Consider the following 20861-nt stretch of genomic DNA (forward strand, 5'->3'; position numbering starts at 1 on the left):
AACAAAACGCCCGGCGCGTTGGAGCGGCCGGGCGTCGGGAATTGGTTTTGAAAGTTTAACTTACTTTTTTTGGCGGAGAGTGATTTCGCCGTTCATCGTGGAGATGTTGATATCGATGCCGCCGCCGTTGAGAGTGCCGCTGACGAGTTTGCCGCCGGTGATGGGAGGCATCGGGGCACGAGGTGCGCGCGGGGATTTTGGCGACTTGGGTGCTTTCGGGGCTTCGGCATCCGCGGCGGCCGCTTCAGCGTCGGCTTCGGCGATGGAGCGCTGGACTTCGTCGGCGACTTCTTTCGCGATTTGCATGGCTTCGTGCACGGCGGCTTTCGCGGTTTGCGTGGCTTCGCGGGCGACGCGGCGGGCTTCTTCGCTGTTACCGTAACTGTAGGAATAGCTGTGCTGGCTGCCGCTTTTACCTTCGGTTTTGGTCTTCAGAACATCTTCGTCGAAATCGGTGAGGATGGAGCCGTTGTGCGAACGGATGCGGACGTTGGCCTTGGTGTCGCTCGGGATGCGAAGATCGACTTCGCCGTTCATCGAAGTGATGGCGATGGGTTTGGTCGGGACTGTCGCGTAGGTGATGTCGACCTCGCCGTTCATGGTGTTGACGACGGCGGAGCCGGAGATGCCTTCGAGTTTTACCTCGCCGTTGAGGTTGTTGACCTCGATGTCGCCCTCGACGTTTTTCACGCGCACGTCGCCGCCGACGTTGGTCTTGAGATTGAGAGCCATCGAGCGGGGGACCAGGATTTTGAATTCGGCGTCGTGGCTCACCATGCGGCTGTCGCCGACGAGGGCGATGGACACGACGTTGTCTTTTTCGACGAGTTCGAAGCTCGTTTGGTTGTCGAGGCGACGCAGGCCGCCGGGACGATCGACCTTTTGATTTTTATTGGTGAGGGTGGAGGTGACGCTCACGGTGTCGCCGTCGGTGGCTTCGACGGAGATGTCGGCCCATGGCATTTCGACACGGAGCGTGCCGGGCTTGTTGGCGTCGGAGAGTTTTACGCTCGAAGTCGCAGGCGTGCTCTCGGCGGCGTAGGTGAGCGGGTTGGCGACCAGGCTGGCGAGCAGCAGGGTGCGGAAGAGGTTGGCGGAGGTTTTCATGTAAGGACGGGCTTGGCGGAGGTTTTCTGCGTGACGGCAGGGACGTTGTTGTTGTCGGGACTAGCGGGCGTCGGTGTGCGTAAAGAGGCGAGGGCGCGGCGGGCGGCGTCGCGGACGTTGATGTCGATCGCTTCGTCGCGGGACATCTGGTCGAAGACGGGCAGCGCGTTTGGTTCGCGGGCGTTGGCGAGGAGTTCGATCATCGCGACTTGGACCAGCGGAGCGCGTTCGCGGGAGAGCGCGTTGAGGACGCCGGCGCGGACGAGTTCGTCGCCGGCATGTTGCGCGAGCGCTTCGACGGCGGAGAGGCGGACATTGATCGAGGGATCGAAGGCCAGCGCGCCGACGAGATCAGTGAGCACCTGGCGGTCGGGCGCTTTGAGGTCCATCGTCGCGAGCACGTTTTGGAGGCGGTTGCTCGTGGTTTGTTGCTGGAGCAACGTCTGCGTGACGAGGAGACCCATGTTGTTCACCTGGGCTTTGAGTGCTTCGAGTTCGGCCTTGGAACCGTCATCGACGGCGGCGACGACGGTGGGCGTCACCAGCGCGGGCTTGGCCATGAAATGCTGGCCGACGAACAGCCCGCCGGCGAGGAGCGCGAGGGCGAAGGCGAATTGCAACGCCGGTTGCGAAGGCAGCAGCGCGGCGAAGAAGCGATCGATGCGGCTGCGGGCGAGCGCGAACGGACTCGGGGCGTCGGCTTCGCGTTGGTGCGATTCGAGCATCGCGTAAAAGTTTTCGCGGAGCTCCGTGCTAGGTTCCGGCGAGGCGGGGAGGGCGTCGAGCTTGCGCGTGATCTCCTGCAAGGCCGACCACTCGCGCTGGCACGTCGGGCAGTTGGTCAGGTGGGCGCGGAGTTGGGCGGACTCATCGGGCGGCAGCGTGCCGTCCTGATAGTCGATGAAGTTGTCCTGAACGCGTTGGCAGTTCATGCGGCTTTTTCCTTTCTGATTTTGAAATAAACTTCGCGCAGTTCTTTGAGCGCGCGGTGGGAACGGACTTTGACGGCGCCGACGGAGCATTCGAGGAGGCGGGCGATTTCCTTGTGCTCGAGGTGTTGGATGCGGGAGAGGACGATGACTTCGCGGTGTTCGATCGGCAGGCGCGCGATCGCGGCGCGGAGCAAAGTAATGTCTTCCGCGCTCTCGGCCTGGTCGGAAGGATGCGCGGCGTCCGAATCGGTTTCCGGCAACTCGGCGGGATCGGTCGGGATCGGCGAGCGAGCGTGTTTACGGAAGTGATCGGCGGCGACTTTGCGCGCGAGGTGATAGATCCACGCGGTGAATTTGCCTTCGTCGCGATACGTGTGCCGGTATTTCAGGATGCGGTAGAAGACGATCTGCACGAGGTCTTCGCCGACGGAGGGCTGGTTGGTCATGCGCAGGAAGAAACCGTAGAGCGGACGATGGTAGCGCTCGAACAGTTCCCCGAGCCGGCGGATTTCCCCGGCGCGGACGGCGATCATGAGGTCGTGATCGGAGAGAGGTTCCACGGAGGCGGACACGTTAGCGTCGGTCGCGGCGGAGGGAACTCGGAATTGGATGACGGAGGCCAAGGACATGAAAAGGGATCATAGGGAATCAGGAGCGTGCAGGGGTGAATACCGAGGCAGGGCGGGAAGGTTACAGGGATTTTTTAAAGAAAGGCGGAGACTCTGAACGGGGAGACACGAATTTCACGGATTACACGAATGAGGAGTCTGTCGGCTGTTCTGAAATTAGGGGCATTCGTGAAGTTCGTGTCTCCGTCCTAATGCTTTCTTGAATAGAGCTGGCGCACAGCAGCATCGATTGTAGGCTAACCGCATGAATCGCCGTGATTTCCTTCTTAAATCCGGTGCGGCTGTCTCGCTGAGTTTTCTCTCGAGCAGCTCACTGTCCGCGCAGATCTCCGCTCCTTCCGCTCCGCCTTCCAAAACCGTGCCGGTGCAGCAACCGGCTCCAGTGAGCGAATTCAAGACCCTGCGCCGCAACGTCGGCACGTTCACCGCGCGCGGCGGCACGATTGGCTGGCTCGTCAACGACGGCGCGGTGGTCGGCGTCGATACGCAGTTTCCCGAAACCGCGGCGATTTTTCTCAAGGACCTGCCGAATCGCGGTGCGCGCTCGTTCGATGCCGTGATCAACACGCACCACCACGGCGATCACACCGGCGGCAATGCCACGCTGCGTCCTTCCGCGAAAACCATCGTCGCGCACGCGAATGTGCCCGAGTTGATGCGTGCGCGGGGCGCGGCGGATAATCGCCCCGTCGATGCCGCGATGATTCCCGATAAAACGTTCACCGACGCATGGCGGCAGGATTTCGGCGACGAGACGATCGCGCTGAAATATTTCGGACCGGCGCACACGCGCGGCGACATCGTCACGCATTTTGAAAAGGCCAACGTCGTTCACATGGGCGATCTGATGTTTAACCGCCGCTATCCCGTCATCGATCGGCCGGGCGGCGCGAGCATCCGCGCGTGGGTGCCGTTGTTGGAGCGCGTCGCGGCGGAATATCCGGCGGATGCGATTTATATTTTTGGACACAGCAATCCAAACTTCCCGGTCACCGGCACATCGGCGGACTTGCTCGTGTTTCGCGATTACCTCTCGGCGCTGCTGGCGCACGTGGGAAAGGAAATCAAGGCCGGCAAGACCAAGGAAGAGATTGTTAAACTGGAAAACATGCCCGGCTTCCCGGATCTCCACGCACCCGTGGGACGCGGCAACAGTTTCCCGGTGAACCTCGCGGTCGCCTACGACGAGCTTGCCAGCACGTAAGCTCTCGGGCTGATAGTGGGCGGGCCATGTTTTCTCCGTTTCGTCGAAAAAAAATCTCTGCTGCCGTCACGGCGTTGCTGTTGCTCGCGGGCGCGGTTACTTCGCCCGCGCAAACCACGCTCGGTGAACTCAAGCCCGGCAGCCGCGTGATCGTCGATAAAGCTGGCACCGGTCGCCGCGCGATTGTGCTGCGCATCGAGGATCGCCGTTACTTCGTGGTTTACGAAGGCGAAGACGAAAGTTTCGACGAGTGGGTCGAGGCGACGCAGCTCCGCGTGGTGCGTCCGCGCGTGCAGGCGCCCTTTGTCGCCGCGCCCAAACTCAACGAAGCGCCGAAACCCGAACTCGCCCGCAGCGCGCAAAGCGAAGCCGAGATCGCGGTCGAAGCACTCGCGCTTTCCAAAACCCTCGCGTTGCCTCGTCCGCTGGCCCGCGCGACGACCTTTACCGCGTGGCTCGAACCACTCGCGCGCACGAACCCAAGCGAGGTGTTGCGTTTCAACGAGGCCAAACTCGCGCAGCCGTATTTCAAGCAAACCGCGACGGGCGGCATCCCCTCGGCGCGCATCCCGGCCAAGGTCGTGCTGCTGCCTGCGCAAGTCGCCGCCGCGGCGGGCTTCGCCGCGATGGAGGGCAACGACATCGCCATCTATCGCTCGGATCCGGCCGGAACGTATGCGCGGGTGACGCAGCTCGACCTGGGCATATTCGGCACGCACGTGCCGGGCATGCTGTATGCGGCTGATCTCAATGGTGACAACAACACCGATCTCATCGTGGTGGGCGGGCCGGTCGTGCAGATTTATTTTGGCACAGCGGACGGGCGTTTCGTGCCGTCGAGCCAGCCGTATCGCAGTAAGTTCCCGCTCGGCAACGTGGCCACGGGCAAGTTTTTCTCCGGCGCAAATCCGATCGGCCTCGCGGTCGTGGAAGGTGACAACGCGTTCCGTTTGCTGAGCGTGTCCAACGCCGGTCTCTCGCCGCTCAACGAGCCGTTCACGGTGAAGTTCGACCGCATCGTGCAACTCGTGCCGGGTGATTTCGACGGCGACAGCTTCACCGATCTTGCCATCGCTACCGAAACGCGCGGGCGCGCGACGGGTGCGTGGATTTTCTTTAATCAAAACACGACCACGCAGGCGTTTCTCTGGCCGGTCGGCGGCAAAGATGATTTCGCCCGCGCGCTTTACGTGAACGACCTCGATCGCGACGGCCGCGATGATCTCATCATGACCGACAACGATGCCGATCGCGGTGAACGCGTGCGCATCGTCTATGGTTCTTCGGGGCGCTCGGGCCTGGATGATTCGTGGGAATTGCTCGGCAGCGAACTCGGCGTGGGTTTCGGCACGGCCTCGATTGTCGTGGCGGATTTCAATCGCGATGGACGTCTCGATATCGGCGTCGGCGGGCGCAACGGCCTGCGCATCCACCTCGGCGCGGATTACCGCCGCATCAGCCGTAACCCGACTTGGCCAGTGACGAAAGACGGCAGCAATTTCCCTGAGCATCGCACGTTTGTCGCGGGTGATTTCAACGGGGACGGCGCGATGGATCTGCTCGGTTACACCCCGTCGTTTGCCACCGGCTACAACCTCGCGCTCAACGCCACCGACGCAAACGTCGCCGATATTTTCGTGCCGCAACCGCTCAAGCGTCGCGTTGCGTCGCAAGCCAGCAGTGTGATCACGCGCGTGGAGGCGAAGGTCGACACGCCGCCCGGCGAACCCGTGCTACAATTCCTCGCGAGCCGCGCCGAGCCTTACGGCCCGTATCGTTACCGACTCGTGGTCGAGTTCGCGGCGATGGACGACGGCGTCGTGCAGGCCGTCGAAGCCACCTGTAAATATGACGGCGGCCAGATCACCGTCACCGGCGTGCGCCAGAGCGAACAGCAGTGGTCGGTCGAGGCCGTGCTGCCGCGCGGAAGAAATTTCGAGTTCTCGATCACGGCGCGTGATGACTCCGGCAAAGTTTCCCAGCCGCTGCGCGTAACGGTCAACCCGTGACGCGCGTCAGTCCTCCACAACACACATCTCATGGCACTCCAACAGCTCAGCGAAGAGCAGGTCCGCACGTGGACCCGCGCCCAGAAAGACGAATGGTGGTTTAAAAATGTTTATCGCGGCGACATGCCGCAGCTCACGCTGCGCTCCGCGCTGACCGGATTTGTGCTTGGCGGTTTGCTAGCGGCGACCGCGCTCTACATCGGCGGCAAGACCGGCATCACGATTGGGGTTGGGCTTACGTCGGTGATCCTGGCGTTTTCGATTTTCCGCATGCTCGCGAAGAGCGGCCTCGCAAAGGATTTCACCATTCTCGAAAACAACTGCACGCAATCCATCGCGACCGCGGCGGGTTACATGATCACGCCGCTCATCTCGTCGCTCGCGGCTTACATGCTTGTCACCGGCAAAATTGTGCCGTGGTGGCAGATGATTATTTGGAACGCGGTCATTTCCATTCTTGGCGTGCTCGTGGCGTTCCCGATGAAACGCCGCTTCATCAACGAAGACCAACTCCCCTTTCCCGAAGGTCGCGCGTGCGGCGTCGTGCTCGACACGCTCTACACGGGCGAAGAAAAAACCGGCGTGTTTCAGGCGAAACTTCTGTGGGTCACCGGCGGCCTCACGGCGCTGTATCAACTCATCGTCAGCGACGGTTGGATGAAGCTGTTACAGTTTAAAATCCTGCGCCTGGACAAGTGGGCCGGGATGACCGAGCCGTGGAATTTCCACGAGCGGCTCGACACTTACTACTACGTGCTCGCGACTAAATTCAGCCTGTGGACCCCAAAGATTCTCGGCACCGACATCCGCACGCTCGGCCTGCGCGCCACGCTCGACGCCGCGATGCTCGGCGTGGGCGGCCTGATGGGCATCCGCGTCGCCAGTAGCTGCGCCATCGGCGCCTTTGTGAACTTCGCCGTGCTCGCGCCGATCATGATTCAGCGGGGCGACATCAAATCCTACACGTTACCGAGCGGCGCACTCGTCGCGATTTCGCGCCCGGAAATTGTCAATCAGTGGGCGCTCTGGTGGGGCGTCACGATGATGGTCGTCGGCTCGATGGTGTGCCTCGCGGCCAAGCCGGAAATTTTCACGAGTGCGGTTAAAAATCTCACGCGCAAGAAAAGTGCTCCGATTGCCGGCGCCACTTCCGCCAAGAGCGTCGACGTGCTCGCGGGGATCGAACTGCCGTTGTGGCTCTCCTATGTGGGCGTGCCGGTGTTCAGTGTGATCGCGGCGTGGATCACGCATCTGTTTTTCGGCGTGCCGTGGTTGATGTCGTTTATTTCGCTGCCGCTGATCTTTCTCCTCACGGTCATTTGCACAAACTCCATGGCGCTCACGTCGTGGACGCCCACGGGCGCGCTGTCGAAGATCACGCAGTTCACGATGGGCGCCATCGATCGCGCGAATCCCGCGAACAATCTCATTCCCGCCGGCATGACCGCCGAGATCGCGTCGAACGCCGGCAATCTCCTCTCCGACATCAAGCCCGGCTACATGCTTGGCGGCAAACCGCGCCACCAAGCGATCGGCCACGTCATTGGCATTTTCGCTGGAGCGATCGCATCGACGCCGTTGTTTTTTCTGTTGTTCCTCCCGGAGCGCAACGGCGTGCGCTCGGCGTCCACGATCTTATCCGATGCGTTTCCGATGCCCGGCGCACTGCAATGGAAAGGGGTCGCCGACCTCATCACGAACGGCCTGAGCAGTCTGCCCACTTCCGCGCTCGTCGCGATGGGTTTCGCGGCGGTGGCGGCGGTCGTTTTCGAAGTGTTGCGGATCAAAACCAAAGGCCGTTTTCCGCTTTCTGCGGTGTCGATCGGCCTCGGCGTGATTTTGCCGCCCGAGTATTGCTTCACGATGTTCGCGGGCGCGCTGATTTTCTGGTGGTTCGGCCGTAAACATAAAACCGCCGGCACCAAAGGCCATGCGCTGTGGGTCGAAGGCTGCGAACCGATCTGCGCCGGCTTGATCTCCGGAGCCGCGTTAATCGGTATCGGCAACGCCCTCGTGAACGTGTTGCTGGAGTGAAGTCGCGCCGGCGTTTCGGCGCCCCGACGAGAAACGGGAGGAGAGGCCGCGTTTGCTGCAGCCCGCAAACGGGATGCCGCATCGCTCCATAATAAGTCTGCCACGCATCTTGGTTTTCTCCCCTGTCGGATCGGTATTTTTGACGCCGATTGAGCGGTGCTGACGAGAATCCGATTGGCACGAGTTTGCGGAAACGACACGGTGGGCGCGCGAGCCATTAATTTTTTTCGCACACCCCATGTTCCTTCGCGCGTCGGTTCCCCTGTTTCGCCCTGCATTATTTAGTCTGATTGGTTCCGGGCTGCTGGCTTTGCCAGCGCTGGCCGCCAAATGGGCTCCGCCCAATCCGGCCGAAGTGGCCGAAACCAAACCGCGCCTCGAAGCCGACGCGGGTGCCGAAATTCTGGCCTCGGAAACACGTTTCGATGACTCGGCGCGCGAGGGCGCGTCGGTCGATTACTACGCGCGGATCAAAATTTTTAATGATCAAGGGGTGGCGCGGCACGCGAAGATCGAACTGCCCTACGATGACCGCACCGGACATTTGTCCGCCATCGAAGCGCGCACGATCAAACCGGACGGCACGATCGTAGAGCTTTCCTCAAAGGAAATTTATGACCGTGTCGTAGTGCGCTCCGGGAATCAGCGGATCAGGGTGAAGTCGTTCGCGCCCCCCGCACTCGAACCCGGCGCCATTGTGGAATATCGCTATCGCAGCTTTAACGAGCGCAACCGCGCTTTCTTTCCGTTTCTTTTCCAAGGCGAGTTTCCTACGCGATCTGCCACGGTATTTTTTCGCCCGCTCGGCATCCCGGTTCCGGGTTTGTCGATGCGCTTGCTGTTTATGAACAGTCCGCAGCAAAACTCCCAACCGGATAAAGAAGGCTTTTCGCGTTTTCACATGGAGAACCTCCCGTCGCGTCGGTTCGAGCCCTTTGCTCCGCCGGAGGTGCATCTTTTGGCCAGTGTGTTGATTTACTACACCCTGGATGGCCAGGCGAAGCCGGAGGCGTTTTGGGGCGATGTCAGCAAACAACTCCATCAGCGCACCAACGATAAAACCAAAGTCACTAAGCCCATGATCGTGGCAGCCGCCGAAATCATCGGGGGAGCGACCGAGCCCGACGTAAAGCTGGCCAAGCTCCACGACTATTGCCGGACCAAGATTCTTAATCGCGACCGCGACGGCGCCAAGCTTACCCGCGACCAACGACGCAAGTTGCCGAACAACGACGACGCGGCCGATGTGTTGAAAAATAAAAGCGGATCGAGTGACGATATTAATTACCTGTTCATCGCGCTGGCCAAAGCGGCCGGATTTGATGCGAGGCTCGCGTCAGGCAACAATCGCACGGACTACCTCTACCAGCCGACGATTCCCGTTCCGTTCGCGTTCACGAAGTTCATGGCCGCGGTGAAAGTGGGTGACCAATGGAGTTACTATGACCCCGGCGCCACCTACCTGCCTGCTGCGATGATCAACTGGCGTTACGGCGAAACTTCGATCGCGATCGCCAACGACAAAGGTGCGCTGATCGTTCCGGTTCACGGCGGCGACTCCGCGCAGTCACATCGTCGACAGACTGCCGATCTCACTTTGGATGAAAGTGGGGTTCTCGAAGGCAAAATCACGCTGAGCTATACCGGCCAGTTCGAGTTTCAGCATAAGAACATCCTCGATGCGGCCTCGAAGGAAGCCGCGGAGAAATACCTCAAGGAAATGGTGGACGATAATCTGAAGTCGGTGGAAATCACCGAGGTTCAAATCGAAAACGCGGATCACGCGATCGAGCCACTGCGGATCAGTTATCACATCAAAGTGCCAGAGTTTGCCGAGCGCACGGGCTCCCGGTTGTTTGTCCAACCGAGTGTGTTTCGACGTGGAGCTAAACCACTCTTCATCGAAGCGAAACGGCGGGCGGGAATCTTTTTCCCGCACCGCTATAGCGAGTTCGACGCTGTTTCCATCACGTTGCCGGAAGGCTACGCAATCGAGGAAGGCAGTGCCCCGCCCGATCTCGATTTGGGCCCCGGCGGGGCTTATAAGGTGAAATTGAGTTGGTCGCATAACCGTCGCCTGGTCAGCTATGAGCGCGCGTATCGGCAGGATTTTATCGGGTTCTCGGCCTCGAATTACGAACGGGCAAAACAGATTTTCGAAGTCATCCAGACTCGGGACAACCATATGCTCACCTTCAAGCGCGTGGAAACGAGCACGACTGTTCCAGTCGTAAAAAGCCGGGAGTAATTAAGATGAACGCACGATTTTTCCGGCTGGCCGTGATCCTGTTTTGGGGTGCGGGTGTCTTGGGCTACGCGGCGCCGATGGCCCCCGACTGGGTGAGCGGAGCCGCCGCAGTCTCCGTTCAAGTATCAACCAAAGATGCGGACGCGGTCGTGTTGCTCGATGAAGCGTTGGTAGAATTCACGCGCGAAGGCGAACGCCTGATGCGCACGCGGCACGTCGTGCGCATCTTGAAGGCCGACGGAAAAAAACATGCGCGTGCGCATGCCAGCTACCTCAGCGATACCGGCAGCGTGAAATCCCTCAAAGCGTGGTTGGTAAAACCAGCCGGCGCAGTCACGGCTTACGCTAAAAAAGACGTAGTGGATGTCGCCACGCATTCGAACGCGCTGGAACTTTACGGTCAGGCGCGACAGCAGCTGATTCTCCCTTCCGAAGAAATCGCGGTTGGGGCCGTTTTTGCGTTTGAGTCGTTGGTTTTGGACAAAACCAGTTCGCCGCACGTGGTGTGGCGGTTTCGCGAAGAGTTGCCAGTCGAACGGTCTTCGCTCGCGGTGCAATTGCCCGAGGGGTGGACCGCCGAAGCGCGGACCTTCAACACCGAGGCGGTGGCCGCAACTCCGCCCGGAAGAATGCAGGAGTGGACGATGAGCGCGTTGCCGGCGATCCCGCGTGAGCCGATGAGTCCGCCAGCGTTTTTATTCGCGCCGTGGATGGCCGTGACGATCGTGCCGCCCGCTAAATTTAAGAATCAATTTTACCCCGTCGATTCATGGGAAAGCATCGCACGGTTTTTTAGCGCGCGTTACGATGAGCCTTCGAAATGGGACGCGGCCATGAAGAAGAAAGCAGATCAACTGGTCGCCGGCGCCGCTACCGAGTGGGAAAAAATCCGCCGCCTCGCGCGTTACGCCCAACAAGTGAACTACATTTCTATTCAACTCGATGTCTCCAATCTGGGCGGCTATGTTCCTCGCCCTGCGACTCGCGTGTTTCAGTGCAATTACGGCGATTGTAAGGATAAAACGACGGTGTTGCGGGCTCTCCTAAGTAGCCAGGGCATCGCGTCGTTTCCCTTGATCGTGCAGATTGGCAGCACGTCTAAAATTCAGGACACGTGGCCGTCGCCGGCGCAATTCAATCACTGCATCCTCGCGGTTAAAGTTTCCGATTCGGTGCAGGCCCCCGCGGTCATCGAGGATCTTCGGTTGGGGCGATTGCTGTTGGTCGATCCCACGGATGAGCACACTCCGGCCGGCTTGCTCCAGACGTCGCGACTGGCGACGAAGGGCATTCTGCTCGCGGGCGAGGCGGGCGGGCTCATCGACCTGCCCGACGCGAGCAATGAGAACGAAAAACTTGTCCGGCGCGTGCGGGCGGAAATTTCAGCGCATGGCGAAATTTTCGGCACACTGGTTGAAGAATATTCCGGGCTGGCTTCAGCCGCTCCGCGCAGCGCCTACATGGGCTCGCGGGCGGATAATCTGCGGAAGATCATCGAACGGCGCATCGGCGGAAATTTAACTGGCGCGCGTTTCGAAAAAATCGAACCGGTTGATAATTTCGAAGAAGGCAAATTCACCCTCACGGTGGAGTTTGGCGCTCCGGGCTACGCGAGCATGATGCGTGACAAACTGCTGGTCTTCAAACCCGCGATTGTTTCGCGCCGCGAGGTGAACGAGCTCGCGAAAAAGCCCCGCGAATTGCCGGTGCGAATCCGCAACTCCGCGTTTGTGGAAAACGCCGAATTCATCCTGCCTGCCGGCTTCGAACTTGACGAAGCGCCGGCGGCGGTCGACCTGAAATCCGAATTTGGTCACTACACTTCAAAAACGACTTTGGTGGACGGAAAGCTTCGGTTTGAACGCGAACTTCGCCTGCGGTTGAACGAAATTCCTGCCGCTGATTACGAAAAACCGAGAAAGTTTTTCGAGAAGATGCTGCAAAGTGAGCAGACGCCAGTCGTGCTCCGCCGAGTCGCGCTGCAATCGACCGAAGTGGCCCCCAAATAATTTCAGCAAGATCGATCAGCCAGTGGATCGTTCGACGACTGGAGGCGGATCGGCATCGTGAGTGGGAAACGTTTCCCCTTCCCAGCGCGCGATGACCGTGGGCGCGGTGCCGTGACAGATTACATTTACGCCGGTGCGGATCGGGTCGATGAGCGCGTCCACGCCGAGCAACACAGCCAGCCCTTCCAGCGGCAGGCCGAAGCTTTGGAACAGCGCGGCCAGCACCACGAAATTGGCGCGTGGGATGCCGGCGACGCCTTTTGTCGTAATTTTTAAAGTGAGCAGTATGAGCAGTTGTTGCTCGATGCTCAGCGAAACGCCCGCCGCTTGCGCGACGAACAGAGTAGCGAGGCCGATGTAGAGCGTGCTGCCGTTTAAATTGAGGCTTAGGCTTAGCGGCGTGACGATGCCGATCACGCGACGCGAAACGCCGAAGCGTTCGATTTGCTCCAGGGTTTGCGGCAGCGCCGCTGCGCTCGAAGTCGTCGCGAACGCTACGAGGAACGGCGCGCGCATAAAACGGATAAACCGTTTTATCGGCACGCGCATCAGCACCAAACTCCCGCCGAGCACGACGATCAGAAAAAGAAGTTCCGCCAGCCAACTCGCGACAAACAACCGAATCAATCCCGTGAGCGCATCGAGGCCGCCATTGGCCACGGTGCCGGCCATCGCCGCGAACACGGCGGCGGGCGCGAGTTTCATGGCGATGTTCATGAACTTGAACGCCACGTTCGCCACCGAGTCGGCGAATGCGAGCACCGGCTCCGCGCTTTTTCCAGCCGCGAGGCATGCGATGCCGAACAGGATGAAAAACACGATCATCTGCAGCACGTCTCCGCGCGCCATCGCATCGATGATGCTCACCGGCACGGCATTCATGATCACGCCCGCGATCGTAATATTTGTCGGCGTCGTCACGGTCGCTGCCGGGATGTGCACACCAGCGCCCGGTTCGAACAACAGCCCCGCGCCCCAGCCGATTAACAACGCGAGCGTCGACGCGACTTCGAAGTAAATCAGCGATTTCCAGCCAAGACGCCCAAGGTCTTTCAACGAACCGCCTGAACCGATCGCTCGCACCAGGACACCAAATAAAACCGGTGCAATGATCACGCGGATCAGTCGCAGAAAAACGTCGCTGATTACTTTAAGGTAAACTGCGAGTCCCGGCGCCACAAACCCCACGGCAATTCCCGCGACGACGGCGATGAGGATCCACTGCACCAACGAAATTCGGCTTAATACACTCGGCTTGGGGGACATTTCAGTGGGGTGAAAGCGGCGACGAAAGTGTGTGCACACGAGTGCTCAGCAAGGGTGCAAAAAATGCGTGCGTCTGCTCATTAATTAAAAATCGAATCCGCGCGCCGATGCTGCTCACGCGCAAGCGTCAGTCGAGGGCAAAGCCTCCATTGGCGGCCAGCCTGCGCGTTTCAGGGATTTCCCTGTGAGTGAAATTGAAATTGCCCCGTAAAAAAATCGCGCCGCGAAACGCCGTGCACGGCGTGGGCGAGTTGTCCGGCAGAGGGGCGGCTGGAGGTCGGGCTGGGGCGAAACTAATCGAGCGATTCGTTGCCGCTGGTGGGGTTGAGCAGCGAGGGACTTGCGTTGATGGCTTGGCCCGCTTTGAGCAGATGCAGCTTCAAGTCCTGGTAAGAGACCTCTTGCACCGAGGCATGCTTGGCGTCGAGCGCGAGCGCGGCGGCGATCGTCGCGGATTGCGCGAGGATCATGAAGACAGGTTCCATGCGCAGGCTGCCGTAAGCGATGTGGCTCGCGCTGGCGCAGACCGGGACGAGGAGATTGGCGCATTCCTTGGCGCGAGGAATAATCGAGCGGTAACTGATGCCGTAAGGGCGCGGGAGTTTCACCTGCACGTCGCCCTCGTTGAGCACCATGCCTTGGTGCACGAAGCGCCGGCAATTGTGCGAATCCATCCCGTAAGCGCCGAGAGCGATTGGGTCGGGTTCCACGATCATGCTGAAACAATGCTTCTGCGTGGTGGTGACTTCCGCGTCCAAACGCCGCGCTTCACGGATATAAAGCTGGTGCGGCCAGTGGTCGGTGGCGGTGAATTCATCCGAACACAGACCCCACTGCGCATACACGGAGCGGATTTCCTCCGGCACTGCCGGGTCGTTGGCCATGAACCAGTGGTAACCTTGCTGGTAGCTGACGTGGGCTTGGAAAATTTTCTCGCGGGTCTCGTAGTCACCTTCCGGCCAGGCCCAATTAGCTCCGATAAAATCCGTTGAAACTGCGCCGTGGTTGTTCGTGTCGGTTTTTGCGTTTTGAATGCGCTCGAACTTCACAAATGCCTGCCGCGCCCCGCCGGCTGCAAAATAGCGAGCGAGCAATTCATAGTGACAGCGATTGTAGCCGGTCGGTTTCGGGAAAGGCACCCGCACATCTGCACGTTTCGTCATGCACATGCGGAAATTGTAAGCCTGCACGCGGCGATCGGCGCTGCCGGGAATGAACGTCGCGTCCGCATCGATCCCCGGCAGTAGGCCACTTGCAGGGTCACCGGGCGCGATGTAAGGATCGACTGGCCGGTCGAACTGGTGGGTCGCGCATGTTTGCTGACCGTTGAACGATTCGCCGTAACGCGCGCTGCTTTCGCGACCGACGATAAACGACACGCCGGCCTTCGCCATTAGGTCGCCCTCGTAACTGCAATCGATGAAGTAAGCCGCGCGCACGCGTAGCCCGCTCGTCGTGACAATCTCGGTGAGTCGCGGCCGGCCGGACGCATCGTGCGTCACGCTGGTGGATTTAATGTAGTGTCCGTGATGGACGGTGATGTCCGCCTCGGTGAGAAATGCGGCGAGCACTTTCTCCGCGACGCTGGGCTCGAAGCACCATTCTTCCGCTTTGCCGTAATGCGCCCCGACCCGCCGATAAAACTCCAACGCGAGTCCGCCAACGGCAGACTTATTGCCAAAATCCGTGAAGCCGAGTCCGCCGGTGGTGAGTCCGCCGATCTGTTGCGCCGGATTGAGCAGCGCCACGCTCAAACCGGAGCGCCGCGCCTGCACCGCCGCCATCACGCCGGCGGCGTTTGCGCCATAAACGCAGAGGTCGACAATCAACGGAGCTGCGTTGAGCGGAAGAAGTGGGGCCGGCTGATAGTAGCGGGGGAGAGGCATAATGGGGTGACTCACATTGGAATCGCCATCAGGTGCGCACCAGTTTCCCCGCTTACGACATCGCGGCCTAAAGTTATGTTATTTTGTCACGACGTGGCTTTCGACCGGTAGGCGCGGGGGGCGTGGCCGAGGCGTCGCTTGGCCCACGCGGAGAAATGCGGCAGCGACGAAAAGCCGAGTTCGTAGGCAACCTCCTTCACGGTGCGCGACGAACCGCGCAGCGCCGCAATCGCGTATTCACGCCGCCGGCGATCGTAGTAACCGTGAGAACTCACGCCGAACTGATGCAGGAAAAGCCGGTTGAGCTGGCTTACACTCAACCCGATCTCGTCGGCGAGCGCGCGTTCCGCAAATAGCGTGGCGAGATTGTGTCGCTCCACTAATTGCACGGCGCGAAGCAGCCGCGCATCGATGTGGCCCATGCGCGCGGGCACCAACCCGGCACGTCCGAGCGCGCTGACGCTCGCATCGAGCCACGCCGCAAACAGTTTTTGCAACCGCAGGTGCGTCTCCAGCGTGGCCGGTGCCGCGAGTAGGTGAGTATCGGGTTTCGGAAATTGTTTTTTGACGAACTGCGCGAGCGGTCGTGCCGCGCGTTCGAGTTCAGGGTATTCCTTCGCGCGCAAACTCACCCCCAAGCCGTCGGAGAAAAGTTCTTCGCCGCTCGGCCAGCTCGCGCGGTAGCGCACGGAAAGGATGCGCGCGTCTTCGGAGAAGCGCCGCCAGACCTTGCCCGCCGGTGGAAACAACCATTCCCCGGCGCATGCGGTGAGGTGGAGGTTGCGCACTTTTAATTCCACTTCACCCGCGCGCAGCAGCCACGCCGTGAGGTGCGGTGCCTCGCGCTGGCCCGTGCGACCGAATGCACTCACAGGCCCGTCGTAGATCCAGATCAAGTGCGCGTGAAGGTGCGCCCATTCAGCGAGCGGAATCTGTTCGAGAAAAGGTCCGCTGGCATGGGGCATGGCAAAATTGTGTAACATCGCGGAAAATCCGCGCAAGCCTGCTTGCTGGTTTTGTGGGCGCAGGCGGCGCAGGCTGCGAACGTGGGAAGATTAAATTTCCACAACCCCCGCAGCCGACCACGGCTGGCCAGACCCCCGACCCTAACCCTTATGAAATTATCCCACACCTCCGCTGGAGCGATGGCGGCATCGCGTCTCGCTCTCTTGCTCGGCGCCGCGACGCTCAGCGCGTTCGCGCAAAGCGTGCCTGACCCCAAACCCGCCGGTGTTTCCGCCGAGGACACGCTCGAACTCTCCGAGTTCGTCGTGCGTGCCTCGCGCGACATCGGTTACGGCGCCACGACCGCCTTTACCGCGACTCGCATCGGCATCCCGATTATTCAGACACCCCTGAATGTGCAGGTGATCACCGCCGAGCTCATCGACGACCAGGCGGCGTATAATTTTCAAAACGCGATCCGCTACGTCTCCGGCGTGAGCGGCGACTCAGCAAATTTTGAAGCAGGCAATCTTTTCCTGCCGAACAGCACGAGCAGCACGATCCGTGGATTCGTGCCCAATGTTTTTCTTCGCAACGGCTTTCGCCGCACGGCGAATCTCACGACGGAAAACGCCGAGCGCGTCGAAATCGTGAAAGGCCCGGCTTCCGTTTTCTTCGGCCAATCCGCACCGGGTGGCGTGGTGAATATTATTTCCCGCCGGCCGAGCACGAAGTTCGGGGGCTCGGTCGATGTCACTTACGGTAGCGATAATTTCAAGAAAGCGCGCGTCGATCTGACCGGCCCGATTGGCAACACCGGCCTCGCGTATCGTGTGTTCACCTCGCGATTGGATTCCGACGACTGGCGTGATTTCACCTACACGCAGCAGGACACGTTCAATCCGTCGCTCGCGTGGAAGGTGAACGACCGTCTTTCGATGAATTTCGAATACGAATACGTGCGGGCCGACCGTAATTTCGTGCCTTACACGCTCATCGGCAACCGCACTTACCTCGCGAATTACGCCGCGCCGCCGACCACCTATCAAACGGCGCTTGGCCTCACGCCCGCGCAGCTGCAAGCCCGCTGGCGCACCAACATCAATCAATGGATCGCGGACACGACGCTCGTGACCGGCGTGACGCCGTTCCGCATCACGGATTATATTCCCGAAGTGTCCTCGCGTGGTCTTTATTTTAACACCGGCGGCGAAGACCAGTATATTTTCCGCACCTCGCACAACGCCACTTACGAGGCTAACTTCCGCGCCACCGAGTGGCTCACGCTGCGCTACGGTGCCAACTTCGGCGAAGAACTCACGCGTGACCTGCGCTCTGCGCTCACGCTCGGCAACGGTGACGGCACAGTGAATCTGAATCCTTCAGGCTCACGCATCCGTTCGCGGGCTTGGATCCATCAACTCGATGCGTTGTTCAAATTCGATTTCCCGTTCGTGGAAAACAAGCTCGTGATCGGCGGCCAATACACCCGCACGCACGGGGTCGCGCGCTTGCTGGCGTTGAACGCGGCCGGTTCGCCAGAAGGCGCGAATTTCTATCGCTTTTACGATGCCCGCGCCGCTGCGCCGATTTACCTAAAAAATATTCCGGCCACGCTTTCCGTGCCAGTGGCGGGCGCGGATCAGATCAATCCGACCAAAGGCATTTCCGCGAGCTGGTTTGGCGAATGGTTCGACTCGAAACGGCTCACGACCCTTGTCGGCGTGCGTCGTGAGCAGGATATTCGCCGCCGCAACGGGCAGGACACGCTTGATCGCAAAGCGGTGACGCCGACCTACGGATTTACCTTCAAGCTGACGGAAGACTTCTCGGCGTTCGCGAGCTACAGCGAAAATTTCGCGCCAAACGGTTTCCGCACGATCACCGGGGGCGGCGTGCTGCCCTCCGACAATGCGCAGGATCTTCCGGTGGAGGTCGGCACGGGCTGGGACGTCGGACTCAAAGCCGACTCTAAAAAATTCAATCTCTCCGGTTCGCTCACCGTCTTCCAAGTGGAGCGCAGCAATATTCCTCGCTCGGATTTCAATGCCGACGTCAGCGACCCGCGCAATGCGAACGGTCTCACGCAACCTGGTAGTGTCCGCTACATGACTTCGGGAGGACTCGAGCGCGCCCAAGGCAGCGAATTCGACATCGTCTGGTCGCCGACGAAACGCTACCAGGCGCTCGTCTCGGCCACGTGGATGTGGACGGCCAAAGTCGTCAAAGATCCGGCGATCAATCCCGCATTGATCGACTTCCAGCGTCAATTCAACCAGGGCCGCCGCCTCCGCAACGCTCCGGAATACATGTTCTCCTTCTGGAATAAATACGTCTTCGATACCGGCGCGCTGAAAGGCTTCTCCCTCGGCGGAGGCATCAAGTATGTCGATGAAATCGAACCCCGCGCGAACGATCTCACGTCATTGCTCGTCAATCCCGCGTTCACCACGTTCGACGCGTTGGTTTCCTATGAAACAAAACTTGGTGGTCGCAAAACGACCTTCAGCTTCAATGTGCAGAATCTGACCGACGAAGAATATTACGAGGGTAACACCAGCGTCTCCGATCCGCGCAAAATTTTCTTCAAGGTTGGCGTAGCGTTCTGATCTTTGCCCGGCCATTGCATTGCATGCAGCGACCGGGCAAATCCATCCCAACTGCCGTGACGTATTTGGCGCACCGCGGTCTTCCTAAAACGTTTTGAGCCTCACCCCTAAAGAATTCTCGGCCGACGTGCCGCGCGCGCCGTTGCGAGCGTGGATTCTCCTCGGATTTGTCGCAGTGGCCGCGGTGTTGTTCGTCGTGGATCGGCAAGTGATGTCGCTGCTGAAGACTACGCTACGCGACGACATCGGACTGACCGATGTGCAATATGGGTGGCTGATCACGGCGTTCATGGTGCCTTACACCGTGATGTATTTGTTCACGGGCGCGTGGATCGACCGCTGGGGCACACGCGTGATGTCGCTGATTTTTATCGGCGTGATGTCGCTCGCGACGGTGTTCATGGGATTTTCGCGCACGTTCGAATGGCTGCTCGTGGGCCGCGTGCTGCTCGGGATCGCGGAAGCCGGCATCATTCCGTGCAGCATTCTGTTTGTCGTGAACTGGTTTCCGAAACACCTGCGCGCGACCGCGATTTCCATCAAGTCGCCGCTCGGAGCCATCGGGCAGGTCGCCACGCCGCCGCTGGTCGCGTGGGTGACCTTGAGCTACGGCTGGCACATGGCGTTCATCGTGCCGGGTGTGATCGGCTTGGGCGTGGCGTTTGCGTGGTATGTGCTGGATCACAGCGCGCCGGTTTACGCGGATGCGCCAAAGAAAACGGATGCGCCGCGCGCGAATGCGTGGCGCATTTTGCGCGAACGCAGTTTGTGGCCGCTGCTCGCCGTTCGCGTGATGAGCGATCCGTTTTGGTTTTTCCTGCTCTACTGGCACGCGGGGTTTTTGCAGGAGCATCTCGGACTCACGCTCACGCAAGTGGGGCAGTGGGCGTGGATTCCGCCGCTGTTTAACACGCTGGGCAATGTGACGATCGGGGTCGTGTCCGACCGGCTCGTGAAACGGGGGTGGACGTTGAAACGCGCGCGCAGCCTGCCGCTCGTCGCGACCGCGCTGCTCGCGCCGCTGGCGTGGATGCTGCCGTTTTCGCCCTCCATCGGCCTGGCGATCGCGTTGCTCGCCGCGCTTTATGTGATGTGCGGGACTTGGTTGTTTCTCACCAATGTGTTTGTCGCCGATCTGGTGCCGCGTTCCGCCGTGGCGACGAGCGTCGGCGTGTTGAGTGCGACCGGTGGAATCACATCGGTGTTGTTTAATCTGGTGGCTGGCTGGCTCGTCGGGAATTTCGGTTACACGCCGATTATCCTGATCGGATCGCTGCTTCATCCCCTGGCGGCGGTGGTGTTGTGGCGCGCTTACGGTCGCGCGAAGCCGGCCAGCACGGAAGTGATCCAATGAGCACCGCGCTGCAAACCGCCCTGTCGCGGCCGCGGGCCCGTGTGGTCTTCTACGGCACGAGTCTCACGAAAAGCGGCGGCTGGGTGGAAATTTTGGCCGATGAACTGGCGGCGCGTTGTTCTGGCATTGTCGTCACCAACGCCGCGAGCAACGGCCAGCATTCGCGTTGGGGAGTCGAGAATCTCGATGAGCGCGTGCTCGCGGCAAACCCGGATGTGTTATTTATCGAGTTTGCCATCAATGACGCCGTGGCGCGTTTCGCGCTTAGTCTTGAGGACGCGCGCACAAATCTGATTGCGATGATCGATCGCGTGAGAGCGACATTGCCGGAATGTATCGTCGTGCTGCAGGTGATGAATCCAGTCATCGGCCGGCCGGCGGGACACGATGGGCACCGGCCGAATCTTGCGCGTTACGAGCAAGGCTATCGTGACGTGGCGCGTGAGCGCGGCTTGTTGCTGATCGATCACGCGCCGGCGTGGGCGACATTACTCGCGATTGGCGAAATTGAGTTTTCCCGCCACGTGCCCGACGGACTTCATCCGAGCGTCGCGGCGTATGAACAATTCATGCTGCCCACCTTGCGCGCCGCGCTGCGGCCGACGGATTCAGCACGAGATTAATTTTTC

General features: G+C 60.2%; 14 protein-coding genes. 8 read left to right on the top strand and 6 right to left on the bottom strand.

The window, feature by feature from the left end:
• Window positions 1-60: 60 nt before the first annotated feature.
• Genes ACRRQW_RS08255 through ACRRQW_RS08265 form a run of 3 tightly spaced genes read right to left on the bottom strand, consistent with a single transcriptional unit; the run spans window position 61 to window position 2668 of the window.
• Window positions 61-1107 (bottom strand): DUF4097 family beta strand repeat-containing protein, encoded by a 1047-nt coding sequence (locus ACRRQW_RS08255; protein WP_438480805.1) that lies wholly within the window; start codon window positions 1105-1107, stop codon window positions 61-63.
• Window positions 1104-2039: a zf-HC2 domain-containing protein gene (locus ACRRQW_RS08260; RefSeq protein WP_438480806.1), complete on the bottom strand. Its 936-nt coding sequence runs from the start codon at window positions 2037-2039 to the stop codon at window positions 1104-1106. Before ACRRQW_RS08260 ends, ACRRQW_RS08255 begins: the two co-directional genes overlap by 4 nt.
• Window positions 2036-2668 (bottom strand): RNA polymerase sigma factor, encoded by a 633-nt coding sequence (locus tag ACRRQW_RS08265; protein WP_438480807.1) that lies wholly within the window; start codon window positions 2666-2668, stop codon window positions 2036-2038. The genes ACRRQW_RS08260 and ACRRQW_RS08265 overlap by 4 nt, the downstream gene beginning before the upstream one ends.
• Before the next feature lie 244 nt (window positions 2669-2912).
• On the opposite strand from ACRRQW_RS08265, the gene ACRRQW_RS08270 reads away from it, so the two are divergent.
• From ACRRQW_RS08270 to ACRRQW_RS08290, 5 genes are all read left to right on the top strand, one after another.
• Window positions 2913-3872 carry an MBL fold metallo-hydrolase gene (locus ACRRQW_RS08270; protein WP_438480808.1) on the top strand — a complete coding sequence of 320 codons (960 nt, stop codon included), beginning with the start codon at window positions 2913-2915 and terminating at the stop codon, window positions 3870-3872.
• 26 nt (window positions 3873-3898) lie between these two features.
• The gene (locus ACRRQW_RS08275) at window positions 3899-5881 is read left to right on the top strand and encodes an FG-GAP-like repeat-containing protein (protein WP_438480809.1); all 1983 of its coding nucleotides are present in this window, start codon (window positions 3899-3901) and stop codon (window positions 5879-5881) included.
• Between the two features lie 30 nt (window positions 5882-5911).
• Entirely contained in the window at window positions 5912-7915 is a 2004-nt protein-coding gene (locus ACRRQW_RS08280; RefSeq protein ID WP_438480810.1) for an OPT family oligopeptide transporter, read from the top strand.
• Between the two features lie 238 nt (window positions 7916-8153).
• A complete protein-coding gene (locus ACRRQW_RS08285; protein ID WP_438480811.1) occupies window positions 8154-10163 on the top strand; it encodes a DUF3857 domain-containing transglutaminase family protein in 2010 nt (669 codons plus the stop codon).
• 5 nt (window positions 10164-10168) lie between these two features.
• A complete protein-coding gene (locus ACRRQW_RS08290) occupies window positions 10169-12172 on the top strand; it encodes a DUF3857 domain-containing protein (RefSeq protein ID WP_438480812.1) in 2004 nt (667 codons plus the stop codon).
• Window positions 12173-12187: 15 nt separating this feature from the next.
• Here the strand turns inward: ACRRQW_RS08290 and ACRRQW_RS08295 are convergent, their stop codons facing one another.
• From ACRRQW_RS08295 to ACRRQW_RS08305, 3 genes are all read right to left on the bottom strand, one after another.
• Window positions 12188-13438, bottom strand: coding sequence for a dicarboxylate/amino acid:cation symporter (locus ACRRQW_RS08295; protein WP_438480813.1), 1251 nt, complete (start codon window positions 13436-13438; stop codon window positions 12188-12190).
• A gap of 293 nt (window positions 13439-13731) precedes the next feature.
• A complete protein-coding gene (locus tag ACRRQW_RS08300) occupies window positions 13732-15324 on the bottom strand; it encodes an FAD-dependent oxidoreductase (RefSeq protein WP_438480814.1) in 1593 nt (530 codons plus the stop codon).
• Between the two features lie 86 nt (window positions 15325-15410).
• Entirely contained in the window at window positions 15411-16289 is an 879-nt protein-coding gene (locus ACRRQW_RS08305; protein ID WP_438480815.1) for a helix-turn-helix transcriptional regulator, read from the bottom strand.
• Window positions 16290-16439: 150 nt separating this feature from the next.
• Between ACRRQW_RS08305 and ACRRQW_RS08310 the strand changes: the two genes are divergently transcribed.
• The 3 genes from ACRRQW_RS08310 (at window position 16440) to ACRRQW_RS08320 (ending at window position 20855) form a co-directional block, all read left to right on the top strand.
• Window positions 16440-18878 carry a TonB-dependent siderophore receptor gene (locus ACRRQW_RS08310; RefSeq protein ID WP_438480816.1) on the top strand — a complete coding sequence of 813 codons (2439 nt, stop codon included), beginning with the start codon at window positions 16440-16442 and terminating at the stop codon, window positions 18876-18878.
• Window positions 18879-18972: 94 nt separating this feature from the next.
• The gene (locus ACRRQW_RS08315) at window positions 18973-20232 is read left to right on the top strand and encodes an MFS transporter (protein WP_438480817.1); all 1260 of its coding nucleotides are present in this window, start codon (window positions 18973-18975) and stop codon (window positions 20230-20232) included.
• Complete coding sequence (locus tag ACRRQW_RS08320; RefSeq protein ID WP_438480818.1) at window positions 20229-20855, top strand: SGNH/GDSL hydrolase family protein; 627 nt, start codon at window positions 20229-20231, stop codon at window positions 20853-20855. The genes ACRRQW_RS08315 and ACRRQW_RS08320 overlap by 4 nt, the downstream gene beginning before the upstream one ends.
• Window positions 20856-20861 lie beyond the last annotated feature (6 nt).

This window comes from Oleiharenicola lentus (assembly GCF_051660365.1).
GTDB lineage: Bacteria > Verrucomicrobiota > Verrucomicrobiia > Opitutales > Opitutaceae > Lacunisphaera > Lacunisphaera lenta_A.